The organism is Natronorubrum sp. A-ect3 (assembly GCF_041821125.1).
GTDB lineage: Archaea > Halobacteriota > Halobacteria > Halobacteriales > Natrialbaceae > Natronorubrum > Natronorubrum bangense.
In genome coordinates this window covers 165,540-183,174 of record NZ_JBGUBB010000001.1, presented here as the reverse complement: position 1 = coordinate 183,174, position 17,635 = coordinate 165,540, and the positions used below count along the sequence as shown (strand labels likewise).

24 protein-coding genes are annotated in these 17,635 nt (G+C 60.0%); 3 read left to right on the top strand and 21 right to left on the bottom strand.

What is annotated here, in order from left to right:
* Nucleotides 1-69: 69 nt before the first annotated feature.
* Both coxB and ACERJA_RS00895 read left to right on the top strand, forming a co-directional pair.
* Nucleotides 70-1,107 (top strand): cytochrome c oxidase subunit II, encoded by a 1,038-nt coding sequence (gene coxB, locus ACERJA_RS00900; protein ID WP_006067781.1) that lies wholly within the window; start codon nt 70-72, stop codon nt 1,105-1,107.
* Nucleotides 1,107-3,587, top strand: coding sequence for a cbb3-type cytochrome c oxidase subunit I (locus ACERJA_RS00895; protein ID WP_373606465.1), 2,481 nt, complete (start codon nt 1,107-1,109; stop codon nt 3,585-3,587). The genes coxB and ACERJA_RS00895 overlap by 1 nt, the downstream gene beginning before the upstream one ends.
* Nucleotides 3,588-3,798: 211 nt before the next feature.
* On the opposite strand, the gene ACERJA_RS00890 is transcribed toward ACERJA_RS00895, so the two are convergent.
* On the bottom strand, nt 3,799-5,466 hold the full coding sequence (locus ACERJA_RS00890) for a S8 family serine peptidase (RefSeq protein ID WP_373606464.1): 1,668 nt from the start codon (nt 5,464-5,466) through the stop codon (nt 3,799-3,801).
* 448 nt (nt 5,467-5,914) lie between these two features.
* Nucleotides 5,915-6,133: a hypothetical protein gene (locus ACERJA_RS00885; RefSeq protein ID WP_373606463.1), complete on the bottom strand. Its 219-nt coding sequence runs from the start codon at nt 6,131-6,133 to the stop codon at nt 5,915-5,917.
* A 164-nt stretch (nt 6,134-6,297) separates the two neighbouring features.
* Between ACERJA_RS00885 and ACERJA_RS00880 the strand changes: the two genes are divergently transcribed.
* Complete coding sequence (locus ACERJA_RS00880; RefSeq protein WP_006067778.1) at nt 6,298-6,558, top strand: cytochrome C oxidase subunit IV family protein; 261 nt, start codon at nt 6,298-6,300, stop codon at nt 6,556-6,558.
* 723 nt (nt 6,559-7,281) lie between these two features.
* On the opposite strand, the gene secY is transcribed toward ACERJA_RS00880, so the two are convergent.
* Genes secY through ACERJA_RS00785 form a run of 19 tightly spaced genes read right to left on the bottom strand, consistent with a single transcriptional unit; the run spans nt 7,282 to nt 17,629 of the window.
* Nucleotides 7,282-8,739: a preprotein translocase subunit SecY gene (secY, locus tag ACERJA_RS00875; RefSeq protein ID WP_373606462.1), complete on the bottom strand. Its 1,458-nt coding sequence runs from the start codon at nt 8,737-8,739 to the stop codon at nt 7,282-7,284.
* A 2-nt stretch (nt 8,740-8,741) separates the two neighbouring features.
* Complete coding sequence (locus ACERJA_RS00870) at nt 8,742-9,236, bottom strand: uL15m family ribosomal protein (protein ID WP_006067775.1); 495 nt, start codon at nt 9,234-9,236, stop codon at nt 8,742-8,744.
* A gap of 2 nt (nt 9,237-9,238) precedes the next feature.
* Entirely contained in the window at nt 9,239-9,706 is a 468-nt protein-coding gene (locus ACERJA_RS00865; protein WP_006067774.1) for a 50S ribosomal protein L30, read from the bottom strand.
* The gene (locus ACERJA_RS00860) at nt 9,706-10,356 is read right to left on the bottom strand and encodes a 30S ribosomal protein S5 (protein ID WP_006067773.1); all 651 of its coding nucleotides are present in this window, start codon (nt 10,354-10,356) and stop codon (nt 9,706-9,708) included. Before ACERJA_RS00860 ends, ACERJA_RS00865 begins: the two co-directional genes overlap by 1 nt.
* Nucleotides 10,353-10,901: a 50S ribosomal protein L18 gene (locus ACERJA_RS00855; protein WP_006067772.1), complete on the bottom strand. Its 549-nt coding sequence runs from the start codon at nt 10,899-10,901 to the stop codon at nt 10,353-10,355. Before ACERJA_RS00855 ends, ACERJA_RS00860 begins: the two co-directional genes overlap by 4 nt.
* Entirely contained in the window at nt 10,901-11,350 is a 450-nt protein-coding gene (locus ACERJA_RS00850) for a 50S ribosomal protein L19e (RefSeq protein WP_006067771.1), read from the bottom strand. The genes ACERJA_RS00855 and ACERJA_RS00850 overlap by 1 nt, the downstream gene beginning before the upstream one ends.
* Nucleotides 11,343-12,068, bottom strand: a complete 726-nt coding sequence (locus ACERJA_RS00845) for a 50S ribosomal protein L32e (protein ID WP_006067770.1) — start codon at nt 12,066-12,068, stop codon at nt 11,343-11,345. The genes ACERJA_RS00850 and ACERJA_RS00845 overlap by 8 nt, the downstream gene beginning before the upstream one ends.
* A 3-nt stretch (nt 12,069-12,071) precedes the next feature.
* The gene (locus ACERJA_RS00840; protein WP_006067769.1) at nt 12,072-12,605 is read right to left on the bottom strand and encodes a 50S ribosomal protein L6; all 534 of its coding nucleotides are present in this window, start codon (nt 12,603-12,605) and stop codon (nt 12,072-12,074) included.
* 2 nt (nt 12,606-12,607) lie between these two features.
* Nucleotides 12,608-13,000 (bottom strand): 30S ribosomal protein S8, encoded by a 393-nt coding sequence (locus ACERJA_RS00835; RefSeq protein WP_006067768.1) that lies wholly within the window; start codon nt 12,998-13,000, stop codon nt 12,608-12,610.
* A 1-nt stretch (nt 13,001) separates the two neighbouring features.
* On the bottom strand, nt 13,002-13,190 hold the full coding sequence (locus tag ACERJA_RS00830) for a 30S ribosomal protein S14 (RefSeq protein WP_006067767.1): 189 nt from the start codon (nt 13,188-13,190) through the stop codon (nt 13,002-13,004).
* The gene (locus ACERJA_RS00825) at nt 13,183-13,719 is read right to left on the bottom strand and encodes a 50S ribosomal protein L5 (RefSeq protein WP_373606461.1); all 537 of its coding nucleotides are present in this window, start codon (nt 13,717-13,719) and stop codon (nt 13,183-13,185) included. Before ACERJA_RS00825 ends, ACERJA_RS00830 begins: the two co-directional genes overlap by 8 nt.
* Nucleotides 13,716-14,417, bottom strand: a complete 702-nt coding sequence (locus tag ACERJA_RS00820; RefSeq protein ID WP_006067765.1) for a 30S ribosomal protein S4e — start codon at nt 14,415-14,417, stop codon at nt 13,716-13,718. The genes ACERJA_RS00825 and ACERJA_RS00820 overlap by 4 nt, the downstream gene beginning before the upstream one ends.
* Nucleotides 14,414-14,770 carry a 50S ribosomal protein L24 gene (gene rplX, locus ACERJA_RS00815; RefSeq protein WP_373606460.1) on the bottom strand — a complete coding sequence of 119 codons (357 nt, stop codon included), beginning with the start codon at nt 14,768-14,770 and terminating at the stop codon, nt 14,414-14,416. The genes ACERJA_RS00820 and rplX overlap by 4 nt, the downstream gene beginning before the upstream one ends.
* A gap of 3 nt (nt 14,771-14,773) precedes the next feature.
* Nucleotides 14,774-15,172, bottom strand: coding sequence for a 50S ribosomal protein L14 (locus ACERJA_RS00810; protein WP_006067763.1), 399 nt, complete (start codon nt 15,170-15,172; stop codon nt 14,774-14,776).
* Nucleotides 15,172-15,606 carry a 30S ribosomal protein S17 gene (locus ACERJA_RS00805; RefSeq protein ID WP_006067762.1) on the bottom strand — a complete coding sequence of 145 codons (435 nt, stop codon included), beginning with the start codon at nt 15,604-15,606 and terminating at the stop codon, nt 15,172-15,174. Before ACERJA_RS00805 ends, ACERJA_RS00810 begins: the two co-directional genes overlap by 1 nt.
* Entirely contained in the window at nt 15,597-16,001 is a 405-nt protein-coding gene (locus ACERJA_RS00800; RefSeq protein WP_006067761.1) for a ribonuclease P protein component 1, read from the bottom strand. The genes ACERJA_RS00805 and ACERJA_RS00800 overlap by 10 nt, the downstream gene beginning before the upstream one ends.
* A gap of 7 nt (nt 16,002-16,008) precedes the next feature.
* Nucleotides 16,009-16,221, bottom strand: coding sequence for a 50S ribosomal protein L29 (gene rpmC, locus ACERJA_RS00795; protein WP_006067760.1), 213 nt, complete (start codon nt 16,219-16,221; stop codon nt 16,009-16,011).
* The gene (locus tag ACERJA_RS00790; protein ID WP_373606459.1) at nt 16,221-17,153 is read right to left on the bottom strand and encodes a 30S ribosomal protein S3; all 933 of its coding nucleotides are present in this window, start codon (nt 17,151-17,153) and stop codon (nt 16,221-16,223) included. Before ACERJA_RS00790 ends, rpmC begins: the two co-directional genes overlap by 1 nt.
* Nucleotides 17,153-17,629 carry a 50S ribosomal protein L22 gene (locus ACERJA_RS00785; protein ID WP_006067758.1) on the bottom strand — a complete coding sequence of 159 codons (477 nt, stop codon included), beginning with the start codon at nt 17,627-17,629 and terminating at the stop codon, nt 17,153-17,155. Before ACERJA_RS00785 ends, ACERJA_RS00790 begins: the two co-directional genes overlap by 1 nt.
* Between the last annotated feature and the right edge of the window lie 6 nt (nt 17,630-17,635).

The window sequence follows — 17,635 nt, the reverse complement described above, 5'->3', positions numbered from 1 at the left end:
AACCATCCACCGTCATATAAGCGGTCTTCAAAAGAGGTGAATACAATCTACAACGCACTTACGACCCCGATGCAGGTGTTGGGTGAGCGTGGCACGCGTGTCGACGTATTCGAGGGCATCTTCATGGTGTTTCTCGCACTCGGTACGCTCGTCGGCGTTGTCGTTGTCGCATACACATTGTACAACGCGTACAAATACCGCGATACCGACGAACGGAAAGACGACGAGTCACTGCCAACACTCGGGGAGTTACCGACAGGTGGAAAGGGCGGCAAGAAACTATTCTTATCGTTCGGAATCAGCGCTATTATCGTCATTTCGCTGGTTGTCTGGACCTACGGGATGCTCCTGTACGTCGAGGACCCGGACGACGAGTTCGATCAAGATCCAGTCGAAATCGATGTCGAAGGCGACGGGTTCGCCTGGCACTTCGAATACGCAAATGGTGCTGAAGCGACTGGAACGATGAACGTTCCTGCAGATCAGCCGGTTGCAATCGAGGTGACGTCAGGCGACGTCTGGCACACCTTCGGGATCTCTGATTTACGCGTGAAAGCGGACGCGATCCCGGGTGAGTACGACGATACGTGGTTCATGGCTGAGGAAGCCGGTGCACAACACGAAATCGAGTGTTTCGAACTCTGCGGTGACTTCCACACCCAGATGACTGGGACCGTCAACGTCATGGAGCAAGATGAGTTCGAGACCTGGCTCGACGATCAGCTGACACTCGACGTCACGATCGAGACCGAAGACGGTGAAGCAATCACGAACGTCACCGACGAGGACTTCCAGCTCGAAATCGTCCACCAGGACAACGACGAGTACGATGCTGACCTCGAGTACACTCGTGATGCAAGCGACTTCGAGGACGGCTCGGTCACGATCGACGAGATCGAACAGGGCGGCGAATACGACCTGACGATCACGTTCGAAGACGACGACTTCGAAACGATCGAAGACACCGTCGGAATCACTGACCCAGCAAGCGAGACCTACACGGTTGGTGATGCCGACGAAGATACCGATGACGATGCAAACGGTACCGAGAACGAAGCTGACGACGACGAAACGGACGATGAAGACGACGACGGAGGTGAGAACTAATGAGTGATCTTCCGCCAATGACGTCTGTCAAGCGATGGCTTGTCACGACAAACCACAAAGACGTCGGGATCCTCTATCTGGCGACAGCATTGTTCTTCCTCCTGTTCGGTGGGATTCTCGCGCTCGTGTTCCGTGCCCACCTGTGGGAAGCCGGTGGAACCGGTCTGTTGACGGGTAACGAGTTCAACCAGGCCGTCTCGGCCCACGGGCTGTTGATGGTCTTCTGGTTCCTCTCACCGTTTGCAGCCGGCTTTGCAAACTACTTCGTCCCGCTTCAGATCGGGGCAGATGACCTTGCTTTCCCACGATTGAACGCCCTGAGTTACTGGTTCTACCTGTTCTCGGGACTCCTGATCGCCCTCTCGTTCTTCCAGGGTGGCTCGCTCTCCGGTGGCTGGACGATGTATGCCCCGCTGAACGTGCCAACGTACACGCCCGCACTCGAGGCGACGACAGGAAGTAACTCGACCGTGCTCGCGTTGACACTGTTCGTCATGTCGATTACGATCGGGACGGTGAACTTCCTTGTCACCATCCACCGATCTCGTGCGGAAGGCCTTGGCCTCTGGAACATGCCGATGTTCACGTGGTCGTGGCTGTTGACGGTCTGGATGATGCTGTTTGCCTTCGCAGCACTGCTGGCTGCGTTGCTGTTGTTGTCGATCGATCGCCTCTTCCTGACACAGTACTTCGCGACTGATCAGGGATCGGGGCTGCTCTGGGGCCACCTGTTCTGGTTCTTCGGACACCCCGAGGTGTACATCGTCTTCTTCCCCGCACTGGGGATCATGTTCGAGACGTTCCAGACGTTCACTGGTCGACGACTCGTTGGCCGCAAGTGGGTCATCATCTCTATGGTGTTGGTGGCCGTCCAGTCGTTCCTCGTCTGGATGCACCACATGTTCCTGACGACGATCAACCTCGAGATCAAGACGCTGTTCATGGCGACAACGATCGGGATCTCGCTGCCCTTTGACCTGATGGTCTTCGCGCTGATCTACACGATGGTCAAGGGACGCGTTCGATTCACGACCCCGTTCCTGTTCAGCCTTGGCGCACTCGTCTTGTTCATCCTCGGCGGTATTACCGGGGTCTTCCTCGGTGCCGTCGTGCTTGACTACGAGTTCCGTGGCACCTACTGGGTCGTCGCTCACTTCCACTACGTGATGGTCTCGGGTGTGACTGCACTGATCGCCGGCCTCTACTACTGGTGGCCAAAGATCAGCGGCAAGATGTACTCCGAGCGCCTCGGAAAGCTCAACTTCGCAGTCTACTTCATCGGGTTCAACATGCTGTACTTCCCGATGTTCCTCGCCTGGGAGACGCCACGCCGTGTCTTCCACTACACTGAGGGAGCGCAGCTCTACCATCAGATCGCGACCGTTGGGGCATTCATCCTCGGTGCGTCGTTCCTGATCATGTTCTACACGTTCGCAAAGAGCTGGGTGTCTGGTCCTGAAGCACCCGACAACCCATGGGAGTTCTCCCGCACAGCCGAGTGGGCGATTCCGTCGCCTCCACCGCTGGAGAACTGGTCTGACCGGCCAAGCTACGCAAGCGGCCGACTCGAGTTCGTTGACGACTCGAAAGCAGCCACTGACGGTGGTGTGGCAACCGCTCACGGTGAAGCCACAGCCACGACCGCCCACGAAGAAGAACACGCCGACCACGCCAGCATCTGGCCACTCGGTATCGGCCTGGGAATGTTCGTGTTCTTCCTCGGTCTCTCGGGACTGACACCGTACATGATCGAGTTTGCGGAAGGAACCGGAACGGCGCCAGATGCACTCGTTGGCACCAGCGCCGAAACGAACATCATCTACCCACTCGTTACGGCACTCGGCGTCGCGATCCTCGGGTACACGCTGTTCAAGTTCGGTGTCGAGGAGTTCAACGCCCCCGAGATGCCGATCGCCGAACGATGGCCGTTCGGTGGCGTCGGCAACACGAAGTTCGGTGTCTGGGTGTTCCTGGCATCTGACGTCGTCGTCTTCGGCGCCGCGATCGGCGCGTTCGTCTTCATGCGCCTCCACATGGGCTGGGGTAACTGGGAGACGATTCCGTTCGCCTCCTGGCCCGGCCTGCTCAACACCTACGTGCTGTTGACCTCGAGTTTCACGGTCATCCTTGCACTCGTCTTCGCTGAGCGACAGAACAAGCGAGGACTGCTCGGTGCGATGGGTGCGACGCTCCTACTCGGACTGGTGTTCATGAGCGTCAAGGCCTACGAGTACACCTACAAGTTCTCGATTGGCGAGTACTGGTGGACCAGTCTCGAGCACTCCATCTACTTCGTCACGACCGGCTTGCACGCACTCCACGTGATCCTCGGACTGCTCATCGCCGTGTTCATGATCTACCGGATCATCAGCATCGATGCCTACCTCGAGGACCACCGGCCAGTCGAGTTCTTCGGCCTCTACTGGCACTTCGTCGACATCGTGTGGGTCTTCCTGTTCCCACTGTTCTACCTGATGTAGCGGCCCCCCGCTACGCAGGATTCGGTTTTCGACTTTTTTAGGAGACTGGCGACGGAGAGCCGCTGGAAACGCTCGGGTCGCTGGGTAGCATGCTGTGTTTGAACAGTCACACATGCTGTTCGAACATAGAGTGTCCAGCACGACCACGACCGTTTCTCGAGTCGACGTCGGAGCGAACGAAACGCTGGTTGCGACAAGACTTCGTTCCGTGCTACCACTTTGTCTCGCGGGCAAGCGACCGCGCGAGAAGCAGTGTTGCGACGCTGATCGTCGTCACGACCAGTGCGACTGTCCCGGCGACCAGCCTGCTAAACGGTGGTGTCTCTCGAGTCGCCGTCGTCTCCGTCGCATCCGTCTCGGCCGTCTCATCGGTGACTGACGTGTCGGTGTCGCTGTGGACTGCAACGATCGCATCTGTTGTGGCTTTCGCGTCGACGATTCCATACCCGTAGCGAGTATCCATCGTCGTGGAACGCTGTGGGGTGATGGCCCCAGCTGGTTTCCAGGCTGTTTCGGATAGCGCTGTCGAGACGGCGTCGGGAGTGGCGTCGGGTTCGACCGACAGCAACAGCGCGACCGTTCCAGAGACGTGCGGTGTCGCCATCGATGTTCCCGGCAGTGCTTGGTAGCCACCACCCGGAACGGTGCTGGTAACTCCGACACCGTGGGCCACAGCGGTCGGGACGACGTACGATGTGGGCCACGTTTCCGGGGCCGTGTGCCACTCGGACCGGTTGAGATGTTCGCCGCCGGAGAATGAGGCGACGGTCCCGTCTTCGTGGACGGCACCGACGCTGATCACATCGTACACGTTGGCAGGCGAGCTGGAACTGTCTACACCCTCGTTGCCAACTGCTGCGACGACGACGGCACCACTTTCGATGGCGTGTGTGACTGGATCAATGAGCTGGCTGTACGTGCCGGTCATCCCGAGACTTAGATTGATGACGTCGGCGTCCTCCTCAAGTGCCCATTCCATACCAGCGATGAGTTGGGCGAACGATCCGCTCGTTTCGTTCAACACGAGGCCGTGGAGCAACTCCACGTCCGGTGCGACACCGATCTGGGTACCGCTTGCCCCACCACCAGCGACAGTCCCGCTAACGTGCGTGCCGTGGACCCCCGAGTCGTACGGTGTTGAGCCATCGACTCTGTCACCCGTCTCATCGAACGCTGCCCACCCGCCTGGATAGGTTGGATCCGATGAATCGGCAGTGTAGAGATCGATATCTGGATGGGCAGCGTCGATCCCGGTGTCGAGAACTGCGACTCGAACGCCGTCGCCACGTGTTTCGTACGCATCCCAGACGGCGGGGGCGTTCAGAAGTTCGATGCCAGCTGTCGACTGATGAGGCTCGGTGCCGATCGCAGTCGACGACGTTTCACCCGTCTGTATCGTTGTCTGAGGCTCTGGGATGGTCAGTTCGAAATTTCTGTGCACTGTTTCGACTGCTGTGACTGACTCGAGCGCCTCGAGTTCTATCCGGTCGGGATCAACCTTGAGCAACACGGCGTTCGTTAGCCAGAACTCCGTTTCGACACTGACACCAGGCGTTGTAGCCGCGTACTCGAGTACCGGCTCCTGTGTCTCGTTGGCATGATCAGTCAACAGCTGCTCGGCGTCAGCATCACTCGCAGCTTCTGGAATCGTCACCTCCTCGAGTCGGACGACGATTTCAACCGTTTCTGACGCCGAACTGTTCAGCTCTTCGATGTCGAGCGGGCTGTCGGTCTGGAAATGCGTACTGGACACCGCAGTGCTCTCGGGTCCCGCGGCGAGGGCTGGTGTCGAAAGAATCGTGATGAGCAACAGACAGCTGAAAAAGAGCGTGAGAAGGTGATTGCAGACGTCGTTCGAGAACGGAGAGCGAGTCGCCACAGTACGTCTACTGAGTCGTCAGTCGATAAAGACATTCCGAGAACTATGAACGTCTGTCAGAGCGGATCAGCGAGCGGACAGTAACGCCGCTAGACTCAATCAGACGGTGATCTGTCGGGTGTCTGGCTCCGAGCTGCCGGGCGCGAACGGGAACGGTGTCAGGTAGGGACGTAGACGGGCTCCATCGAGGGAGTCACAAAGGGGCACAGACACAGTACCGTAACCAGAACTACGACAGCGACGAACGGATGCTGGATTCGGATCGCGTGTGAGCGCTTCGAAGAGAGTGAACCGAGATGACGTGTGTGGCCCAGACGGCGAGGGGCGATCCTGGCAGCATGTCCACAGCTTCACGTAGCCAAACCACGACATCAGGGCGTACTGGGCCGGATTCTGAGGTAGGTTCAGGGCCTACCACGCCGCCTCCCAGCGAGGCAACGGCCTTGAGTCACCCCATTAGAAACCCGACCAGTTCGCCGTGAAAGCGGTCGACGAGCGCGCGATCGGTCACAAACATCGACAGGAGTACGACATCCCCACCACTCCAATCCCCCAGCATGAGAGACAGCCGCGTCGGAATCGACACCTCACTACCGTGTTCTGAGAGACCAACCGCGGCGTTGCTCGCAGTGACAACACCAACTGCGACAGTGAGTGAGAAGAGCATACCTACGCAGTACCTGTCCGGCGAACGAACATCGACCGTCTACTCATTGCTATCACGTTGGCCTCCGTTTGCATTTACGAATTGGTTTGTCCAGGACACGTATCGCCCGGCACCATCGATCGTATGAGGAAGGTATAAGTGGCCAACTTTCGAATAGTGGACCAATGGCTGACGTTCGCACATACACCCTCATATACGTCGTGCTGCTGGTGTTAGGGACCGCCAAGTTCGTCTTTTTCGAAATAGGAATTTCAGAACAGCTAGCGATCGGCGGGACTGTCGTCCTCGCAGTCATCAAGTCGCTCCTGATTGCTGGCTACTACCAGCACCTGCGGGAGGAGCCACGGGCGATCAGCTACATGATGATCGTTGCCGTGTTCATGGTGTTCCTGCTGACCGTCGCAGCTGGTTACTCTATCCAGTAACGTCGACCGACGAATGCTTCAGTTTTGCAGCAGATCCGATTAGAAGATCGCTAGCTGATTTCCGCACTCGAGGCAGTTTGTCGTGATTCACTACGCTCGTCAGTGCGTATTCGCTGTCACGCGCCAGTTCACTGTGTGGCAGAATAACCCGTCCAGCACGTCTATGCCGATCAGACAAACGTTATCGTAACCACTGACCACTCCCGTGCAGCGTCGACTCGAGGCCGTTCAAAGAGCGGTGAACGAGCAAACAAGTCGTTGCCAACAGTGTAGGAGTGAAAATGGAGATTGGGAGTCACAGCAAGGAGTTGTCGACAGCAGCGAACACGGTCGCGGTTTGGGTCGCGACGATGGACAAGCTATCGTAACAACTGAAACTGTTTGCACACCGATCGCACAGCTGTCGTGCGATCGAGTGCGCACGAGTGTGTCGACTGAACGGCTCGCCAGAAGAGTGTCTACATCCGCACGTCGAACTGGTTCGTTCAGCGAAGTCCGTGCGCGGCGATCTACTCTAGACACTCGTCTCGGCACGCAGCGACTAGAGCCACGGCTTCGACCAGGTTGCCAACAACAACACATTGTCTCTTGGTCTCCGTCAAATCAACGTGCGTGCGAGTAAGGAGCAAGTAGTGCACGCGCTACGATACCCGCCAGTTGCGGTTGGAGAGGCAGCGCTGTCGGTGCAAAATACAGAAACAACGCGCAGAGCGGTTCGAGCCGTTACTCGCGGCCGAACATCTCGCGCATCATCGGATGCATTTCCATCATCTGCTCCTCGGCGATCTCCTCGTACAGCTTGTACGTGATGGAGACTGCCAGCAGCAGGCCGGTTCCGGTAACGCCACCGATCGTGCCGAGCATGTTCGCCCAGACGGCGAGCAAGCCGACCAGCGCGCCACCGATGACAGTCACTTGCGGGATGTACCGCTCCATGACCTTCTCGATGACACCGACGTTCTGCCGGAAGCCGGGGATCTGCATCCCGGAGTTCTGGATCTGTCGGGCGGTGGCCTTGGGACCCATGTTGGTGGTTTCGACCCAGAAGATGGCGAAGATCGCACCACCGATGACCATGAACGTCAGGTCGATCGAGATGCGGATCAGCACCTGCCAGGCTTCCTGGGTGACTGCACCCGTCCACCACATCCAGTCGTCAGGTGAGTAGATGGGCGCAAAGTAGTAGAAGAACCCACCAGTTGGCTGGCCGTCAGTGTAGGTTCCGAGCGCTGCAGGCATCCCGGCCCACTGGCTGTTCAGAATCTGGCCCATGAACTGGATGTTCGCTTGCAGCGCACGGACGAGGATCATCGGCAGGACGCTCGCGTAGATGAGCTTCACCGGGAAGCGTCCTCGAGCACCCTTGACGCGGGCGTGGCTGAGCGGGATCTCGACGCGGACCGACTCCGCGTAGACGACGATCCCGAAGATCAGCAGCGTCGTCAGTAAGGCGATGATATGCCCGTCCTGAAGCAACAGCGTGTACAGCCCGTCACCAGCAACAATCGAGCCGATCTCGACCTGCCCGGTGATGATCCGGTACCAGTCATAGAAGAACCCGCCGGCATCGGGCTGGATGAACCCAGTGACGAGTCGCTGGCTCACGCTGGCGATGATGAACAGGCCAATCCCGCTGCCGATCCCCCACTTGCTGACGACCTCGTCCATATACAGGATGAGGATTCCGCCAACGAAGATCTGGGCGAACATCAGCGTCTGGACCTGTGTGTGGCCGAACTCGAGGCCACCAAGCGTCAGTGACTGCTGAGCTGGCAGGAAGCCGCCGGCGAACACCATCGGGAGCGCAGTCAGCGCCGTCATGATGACGACAAGCAGCTTCTGCAGCCCTTGGTAGAGCACCTGGTCTCGTGGGTCGTCCGTGTCGAGACCGAGCAGGTTCGCACCGCCGAGCAGTTGCAAGACGATGCTCGCGGTGACGATCGGTCCGATACCGACCTGCATCAGCGATCCCTGCTCACCGGCGAGGATCGAACGGAACTCGCCGAAGATGTCGGTTGCACCTTCCGCACTTCCGAGCAGCGAGATGTTCGTCAGGAAGAAGTACAACACGAGGATGCCGGCAGTCCACGCCAGCTTCCGCTTGAAGGGGACGTGCCCCTCTGGACGGCGCACCGCGGGCATCCGCGTCAAGACCGGTTCAGCGGCTTCCTTCCATCCCATAGTTATTCCTCGTTCTGTTCGGATTCGGCTTCAGCGTCGTCGGACTCGGCCTCTTGGCCGCGTTCCGAGACAACTGCCGCTCCGCCGGCACTCTCGAGTTTCTCCACAGCAGCTGCGGAGAAGGCGTCAGCCGTCACCTCGAGTGTGTTGCGGACCTGGCCGGAGCCAAGGACCTTGACGATGTCGACCTCGTGGCCGTCTTCGACGATATCACGTGCGTCGAGTTTGTAGCCGTCGTCGGTTTCTTCGGCCTGGCCGTCAGCGGCGTAGAGAATTGCGTCCTCGTCGAGTTTCTGGACGTCGATCTCTGCGACATCTTTACGGATGCCCTGTGGCCGTTTGAAGCCGTGTTTCCCTTTCGGTTCGTAGTTGTGGAACTCGTGTTTGCTCCGCCCGGCACGGCCGCGACCACCGCGATGGCCCGCACCACGTCGATTCTTGTGGGTGCCGCCGCTGTGTGTGCGCGATCCGCGCTGGCGTCGTTTTTTGCTCGTCATGATTATCGCATCGAGTCTAGGAGGTCGTTAATCTCTCCCGTTGTATGCTTTCCGAGTTGGCCGCCTTCGACAGTCGGCTTCTTGATGCCGTCGTGGCCACCGCGTGGTGGGTGCAGTCGAAGCGTCGGCGACAGTCCTTCCTCACGAAGCGTCGTCTCCTCGGCAAGCAGTGCCTCGGCGAGTGCACCGAAGTCGTCGTACTCGGTGTTCTCGGCGAGCCACTCCTCGTCGACGTCCGACTGTTTGCCTTCGAGGGGCTCGGCACGCTTTGCGAGCACCGTCTCAAGGACGTCAGCATCGGGTTCGCCAACGGCGACGTAGTCGTTGACCTTCGTGATCATCCCCTGGTACGTGTCGGTCTCGGGGACAAGTGCGCAGTGGTTGACGCTGTGGATGTTGAGCATCTTCAGCGTGTCCTGCACGTCTTGCTTGCGGTTCACTTCACCACGAACCTGAACGATCGCTTTCATCACTCACTCACCTCGGCTTCTTCTCGGTCGGGACGACGCTGTGGATGGCGCGACTGCGAGGCGTTCTCGAGTGCGTTGAACGTCGCTTTCGCGAGATTGACCGTCGTTCGAGTGTTTCCGTGGCTCTTCGTCCAGACGTTTTCGATGCCGGCCAGCTCGAGGACGGCACGAACGGTGTCGCTTGCAGCCAGTCCGAGCCCTTCGGGGGCAGGGATGACTTCGACCTCGACGGAGCCGGCTTTGCCGGTGGTCCGACGGGTCAGCGAGTGGGGCCGGTCCGAGCGGTCTTCCCACGAGCCGGAGCCGCGTGGCACCTGGATGATGTTCAGCTTCGCGATACCGATCGCCTTCTGGATGGCAGACCCGACCTGGTCGTCTCGACCTTCCGCGTAGCCGACGTAGCCGTCACGGTTACCGACCGCGACAACACATCGGAACTTCACGCGTCGTCCGGAGTCCGTCATACGCTGGACCATGTTGATGTCCAGCACTTCGTCGTCAAGCCCCGGCAGGAGCTGGTCGACGATCTCGGGTTCCTTCAGCGGGAGTCCCGAGTTGAGGGCGGTCTCCATATCGTCGATCTCGCCCTCTTGGACCATCCGACCGAGACGGGTGACGGGTTCCCATCCACTGTCGTTGTAGTTGCTCATTCGAGAATCGCCTCTCGTACGTCGTCAAAGTGTTCTGGCAGATCTGCTGCGTCGAACTCACCGCTGTACAGTGGCTCGTCGAGCTGTTCGGCGTACTCGGCGATGTGTTCGCCGCGGGTACGCGACCAGTCTGCAAGCACGCTGTCGTTGTGCGGGATCTCAAGGCCTGCGTCGATTGCGCCTTCCTGCACCGCGAACACCTTGTTCCCGGGGGTTGCCGTGTTGAGGCCGATGTCGAGGACTGCTTCCTCGAGACCTGCCTCGACGGCTCGTTTGCCGGCCAGCAGGCCGGTCAGGTAGGCCGCAGAGATGTTTCCTGTGGGTGCTTCCCAGCCGTACGCTTCTAGATCGCTCGAGTGTGCGCTTGCGAGCGTCTCGTCTCCCTGAGGTCCGGGAGTAATCAGCTGCGCCGTAGTATGCTTGTTGCTCTTGCGAGCAACCAGGCGGGGCTTGCCCGATTTCAGCAGGCGCAACCTCTGGTGGTAGTCCGTCCGGACCTCACGGCGACGCCGCATCGGTACCTTATATCGTGGTCCTGTCGCCATTATTGGTCACCGTAGGTTTCGTCAATGTAATTCAACAGATACCGGACACTACGGAACTCCCCACCGCCAGCCTTCTTGTAAAGCTCGCGGTACTGCGTGGGCGTCAGCTCGCCCTTGTCGCGGAGTTCACGCAGCTTCCGTCGCTGTGCGCGAATCTTGTTCTGCCATTCTTCTTTCTTGTTCTGGCGAGCGCCTTTCTTGCCGCGGCGCTTGCCGGGGCCGTTCTGGTGGCCGTAAGCGCGTTTTGCGTTGCGCTCACGGGCACGGCCACGGGAGTTGCCCTTGGCGTCTTCGGCCTGAATGCGTCCCTCGTCGACGAGCTCACGGATCTCGTCGCGGGTAATCGCTTCGGCGATGTCCGCCTGGGCCTCGGGGTCGAGCCAGATGCGGTTCTGCCCGACGTCTAAGACGTCGGCAGCGAGTCGCTTCTGTGCGGAAAGATCAGTCATTGGATTCCACCTCGACTTCTTCGTAGGTTGGGTTCAGGACGCGAACGCCCTGTTCCTCGGCCTGTTCTTCGATCCGCTCGCGCTTGCGTGCGCCAACAGCGGATGCGATTCGAACGGCCTGATGGTCGCCGTCGACACCGTCGAGGTCGTCGGTGTTCTCGACGTAGACCTCGTCGAAGCCGCTTGGGTGTTTCCCTCGAACGGCTTCGGGCGTTCGGTAGCCGGCCGACACTTTCGGCCCCTTCCCTTTGACGCCACGGCGCTGTTTCGACAGCTGACCGCGTGGGCGGCGCCAGGATTCTGGGGTCCGCTTTTTCTTGTGGTAGTCCTGTCGGTTGAACTGTGGACTGCTGACGCTACGGCGGCGCTGGAGCAGTCGTTCTTCCTCCTCGGAAAGCTCGGGCGTCTTCTCGGTCAGCCCGCGGGGCTGGAGTTCCGTCTCGACGTCCTCGGCTGGCTCTTCTTCTGCTTCGCCTTCATCTTCGATCTCGGCTTCGGTCTCTTCGGTGACCTCGAGATCGCCGACGTCGGCTTTGATTCGGGCCGCAAGTGCGTTCCCGACGCCATCGGCTTCGGCCAGTTCGTCCTGGTCGGCCTCTTTGACGTCCTCGATGGACTCGAAGCCGGCTTCGCGCAGGGCATCTGCCTTGCTCTCGCCGACGCCGCTGATGTCCTCGAGCTCCTGTGGCTCGTCGTTTGCTTGGTCTTCGTCTGCCATCTATCAGGCACCTCCTTTCGCGGGTTTCTCGGTGATGTAGACCCCGTCCTGGAAGACACGGGTGTCTTTGCCGCTGACTCGGGTCAGCTGCTCGATGTCTGCCGCCGTCTGGCCGACGTCCTCTTTGTTCGGACCGGAGAGGACGAGGCGTTCGTTGTCGACGGAGACGTCCGTCTCACCGTGGATAGTCGTGCGTCGCGGTGCCTTCTCGCCGAGGAAGTTCTCGATGACGACCTCGTCGCCGTCCACGCGGACCTGCATTGGGAAGTGAGAGTAGAAGACTTCCATCTTGTACTCCCAGCCCTCGGTCACGCCGTGGAAGGCGTTCGTGATGTGGCTCTCGAAGGTGCCGACGGTCGCGTTCGTTTTCGCGTCCTCGGCGTCGCTTTCGATGACCACAGTGTCGTCTTCTGTCTCGACGGACACGTCAGGGTACCAGAGACGGCGCGAAACGCTGCCTTCCGGACCGTCGACGGTCACATCGAGATGGTCGGTCTCGACGGTTACGTTGTCAGGGATTTCCAGTTCGACTCGCATGGTTAGTAGACGTATGCGATAACCTGACCACCGATGCCCTCCTCACGCGCCTCGTAATGGCTCATGATACCGTTGCTCGTCGTGACGACGAGTGCACCGAAGCCTCGAGCGGGAAGATAGCGCTTCTCCCATTTCTCGAAGTCTTCTGCGCCAACGGCGTAGCGGGGCTTGACGGGGCCACACTGGTTGATCGCTCCTTTCAGTTCGACCTCAAACTGACCGGCTTTACCGTCGTCGACGTACTCGAAGCCGTCGATGTACCCGCGGTCGTAGAAGACCTCGAGTACGCTGCCGATCTCGTTGGAGGCGGGTGTTACCTCGTGGGTCAGATGCCCCACACTCTCGGCGTTGTCGAGTCCCGAGAGCGCGTTGCTGAGTGGATCGTTTCCAGTCATATTATCGATACTTCCTGAATCCCATGTCACGAGCAATCTCGCGGAAGCACTGCCGACAGAGGTTGATGTCGTACTTGCCGACAAGCCCCTGTTTGCGGCCACAGCGCTGGCAGGCCGCTTCCTGCCCCGTGCGCTTTGCGGCGTGCTCGCCCGTGCGCTCGCTTTCTACGTCTGTTTCAGTTTCACTCATCGTCTGCCTCCACGCTCACGTCGAAGTTCGCCTCGAGGTACGCAATTGCGTCCTCGGGGGTGAGTCGGTGGCTCGAAGGGATCGAACGGTTGGCCTTGTCGCGTTTTGCGACGCGGTAGCCTGGACGGACCAGGTTGACGGTGACGTCCATGCCGTAGATCCCGACGTTCGGGTCGTATTCCTGGCTGGGGAACTCGGTGTGCTCTGCAACACCGAAGCTGAAGTTGCCAGTATCGTCGAACTGCTTCGCGGAGAGTTCCGCAAGCGGCAGTGCCGTCTCGAGGAACTCAGCAGCCTCGTCGCCACGAAGGGTGACCTTCGCGCCGATCGGGTCGCCCTGACGAATGCCGAAATCGGGTTCGGTCTTTTTCGCCTGGGTACGGACGCTTTCTTGCTGCGTGACTTCCTCGAGAATGTCCTCGGCTTTGCCGAGTTCGCGGCCACCGCGGCCGACGCCCATGTGGACGACGACTTTCTCGACGCGGGGTTCGCGCATCTCGTGGAACTCGCCGACGTCAGCTTCGCTCATTCGTCATCACCCGTGAAGTTCTCGTCGATCACGACGACGTACTCCTGGATGGTCTCGAATCCGTCGTCGTCGGTAGAGACACCGACGGTGTTCGGACCGCTTCCTGGCGTGATGTCGATCGCGTCGATCTCGCCGATCTTGCCACCGTGGTTGCCACGGATGGCTGTGACGAGTGCGCCCTCTTCGAATGGGAAGTGAGCCACGATCGACTTGTCGTCGTTGTCGACAACGACGGAGTCGCTCGTGTTGTACTCGCTGCCGTCGTCGACGATGACGTTCGTGCCATCGTGCAGCGTCAGCTGCGTGTCCCCACCGGTGACCTGCTGTTTGCCTGCGATCTTGCCGAGGCGGCTTTCTGCAGCATCCTCGTCGATCTCAGTCAGCGCAAGTCGGCCGCCTTCGTCGGGGAAGACGCGGTAGTACTCCTCTCGGCCGGGGAACGCGATAATGTCGAACATGCCGATTGGGCGCTGTTCGTCATTGATCGGCTCGCCGTTGACGAGGATTGCATCCTCGGAGAGGGCGTATCGTGCTTCTTTCTTCGAGTCCACGTAGCCGAGTACGTCCCGCAGCAAGACGACGAGCGGAACGCCCTCTTTGCCGTGTGGGCCGGCACCGGCCTTGACCGTGAAGACGTTAGTCTTCCGCTCGACCGGCCAGGACTTCGGTACTGACAGTCGTTTCTGGTGGTTGCTCATTCGGTATCACCTTCGAGACGCGCCTCGCGACGCTCGTCTTCCAGGTCGAGTTCCGTGATACGGACGTTCGAGGGGGCAAGCGGTCGTGGCACTTCTTCGCCGTCTGCCGTCTCGACCGTCACGTCCTCGACGTGGATTGTCCCGTCCTCGAGGATCGCACGAAGGACCTCGCCTTCCGTTCCAGCGTGGTCTCCGCGCATGACCTCGACGGTGTCGCCCGCGTTAACACGGGTGCGTCGGGTCTCGTACTCCTCGCGGAGGTCGTCGGACAGCGTCGCGTGGAGCTGCTTCCCTCGCTCGTGCAGCGGCGCATGCTCCGTCTGGTTTCGCTGTTTGTGTGGTTGCTTGCTCATTGTCTATACGATCATCGTTGCGGTACTTGCGATTGCTCCGAAGCGTTCTGCGACTTCGCGGGCGATCGGGCCCTTGATTTCCGTTCCGCGGGGCTCTTCGTTCTCGTCGATGATGACGGCCGCGTTGTCCTCGAACTTCAGTCGCGTCCCGTCTGGCCGGCGGATCGACTTCCGCTGGCGGACGATGACGGCCTCGAGGACCTGTCGGCGCATCTCGGGCGTACCCTTGGTGACCGAAACGGTCACTTTGTCACCGAGTCCCGCTTTTGGCTGGCGGTTCTTGGTGCCGTGGTAGCCCGCGACGCTGAGGACTTTGAGTTCGCGTGCGCCAGTGTTGTCGGCACACGTGACCAGCGACCCTTTCTTGAGTCCCTGGGTGACGTCGGCTTTCATTGCCTCCATCACTCATCACCCTCGTTGCTGCCGCCGAGGTCGTCGGCCGAAAGCTGTGGGTCCGGCTCGCTTTCGCCGGTCAGCTCGGCGACGTCGGCTGCAGTTGCTTCTTCAGTTATTTCGACGACCACGTGCGATTTCGTCTTCGACAGTGGTCGGGTCTCTGCGATCTTGACCGAGTCACCGACCGAGAGCGGCTCGAGCACGCCCGGTACGTGTGCCGGGATGCGCGAGCGTCGTTTCATGAGGCGGTCGTATTTTGGAACCGCCACATCGTACTCTCGCTCGACGACTACGGTCTTGTCCATGTCCGTCGAGACGACCTGCCCTTCGAGGATCTGTCCTCGAACGGGAAGCTCGCCGTAGAACGGACACGTCTTGTAGTCGTATTCCTCCGGGTTTTCGGGTTCCGGAGGGGTTTCAACGTCTAGTCCTATTGCCATGGTGAATCACCACTAGTTTCCGTGCGTCGGGCAGGGCGTGAGAGCAGTCGCGAGCCATCGACCGTAACGTAGGCCACATCCTCGCCGGCGCTGTCTGCGGCGTCCGATTGCTCGGTGCCCGCAGGTTGAGTGTCGGCCAGTTTGGACATGGTCCCCGACTCCTTTGGGAAGTCGGCGGCGTCATCTGTGATCGCGAACTCGAACGTCGAGCCCGACTTCGGCACCATCACGACCCGAGACTCGCCACCGTTCCGAATCTCGATGGAAAGGGTGTTGGTCGTCTCGATGACGACGCGGCCCTCGAGGCCCACTCGCGAATCGTCGTCACTCTCGACGACTCGCACGGGGAGCCCATTGAGTTCGTGTCGCGGCAGGGTCTCAGGTGTCAGTGCCATTGTTCGATTACTCTTCGTCGAGGTCGCCTTCCTCACGCTGGATCGTCTTGATCCGCGCGATGGTGGTACCTAGTTCGCCGATGCGGCCCGGATTCTCCGGTGCACCACCGGCTGCGAGAACGGACTTCTGGTTCAGCAGCTCCGTCTCGAGTTCTTCGAGCTCCTCTGCTCGTTCTGCAGGCGTCATGTCGCGGATCTCTTCGACGTGGAGAATCGCCATCAGGCGTCACCTCCCTCGTCGTCCTCGTCTTCCATCTCCGCGACGAGTTCTTCGGCTTCCGCTTCGACGTCTTCCTCGAGTTCATCGAGGTCTTCCTCGATTGGGGACTCGTCTGGGACGTCGACTTCCTCTTCGTCGTCGACTTCGGCTTCGATGACTTCCTCGACGACGTCTTCATCGAGGTCATCCTCGGCGTCCGTCTCGACGGCCTCGTCGGCCGCAGCTTCGGCGCCGGCGTCGGCTGCCTCGGCCGCTTCGGGTTCGCCCTCGAGGAGTTCCTCGACACCCTCTGCCTCGTTGGCCTCGACGGCGTCAGGGACGACTTCCTCGGGGTCCATGTCTTCGTAGACGGCGAAGTCGTCGGGAAGCTTGGCACCTGGTGGGATGATCTTGACGTTGACCCCGATGGTACCGAGTTTCATCACTGCGACGCCCTGGCCGTGGTCGACGACCTCTTCGGCGGGTTCGCCGTTGTGCTTGATGTAGCCACGGTTGAACTTCTCGACGCGCGATCGTGCGCCCGTGACCTTTCCGGAGAGGACGATCTCGGCGCCAAGTGCGCCGGCTTCCATGATGCGGTCGATCGTCGTGTGACCGGCTTTCCGGAAGTACCAGCCACGCTCGAGTGCGTTGGCCAGTCGATCAGCGACGATCCGTGCGTTCAGGTCGGGTTCTTCGACCTCCTGCACGTCGATCTGTGGGTCCTCGAGGTTGAATTTCTCCTCGAGAGCCGTCGTGACCTTCCGGATGTTCTCGCCACCTTTGCCGATGACCATCCCGGGCTTTTCGGCCTTGAGGACGATCTGCGTACCCATCGGCGTCTTGGCGACGTCCATGCCACCGTAGCCTGCGCGGCCGAGCTCTTCCTGGAAGAACTCGTCGATCTGTGACCGCTGGAGGCCGTTTTCGATGAACTGGTGTTCGTCAGCCATTAGTTATCTTCCTCGTCGTCCTCAGTTTCTTCGACCACGATTTCGACGTCCACTTGCGGCGTGTTCCAGGCGGACGCACGTCCCATTGCGCGGGGCTTGCGGCCGACTGATTCGCCGACTTTGTGGGCGGCGACGTGGGCGATCTCCATCGATGCGCCGTCGAAGCCCTGGTGGTCCGCGTTGGACTCAACGTTCTCGAGCAAGTCGAGGAACGCTTCAGAGGCCTTCTCGGGGTATTTGCCGGCGTCCCAGCCCTCAATATCGGAGCGGTGACCCGCGCCGGTGTTGTGGGACTTGAATGGGACCGACTGCTTCTGGTCGATGACATCCTGGAGGTACGCCTGGGCGTTCTCGACGGTACGGCCCTTGAGTTCGCGGGCGACCTCTTTGCTGTGCTTGTGGCTCATGTGACGCTCTCGGAGCATCGCTTTCGCGGTTGTGTCCGGGTCTGCGTCGACTGAGTAGTTGATTCCCATACGGTG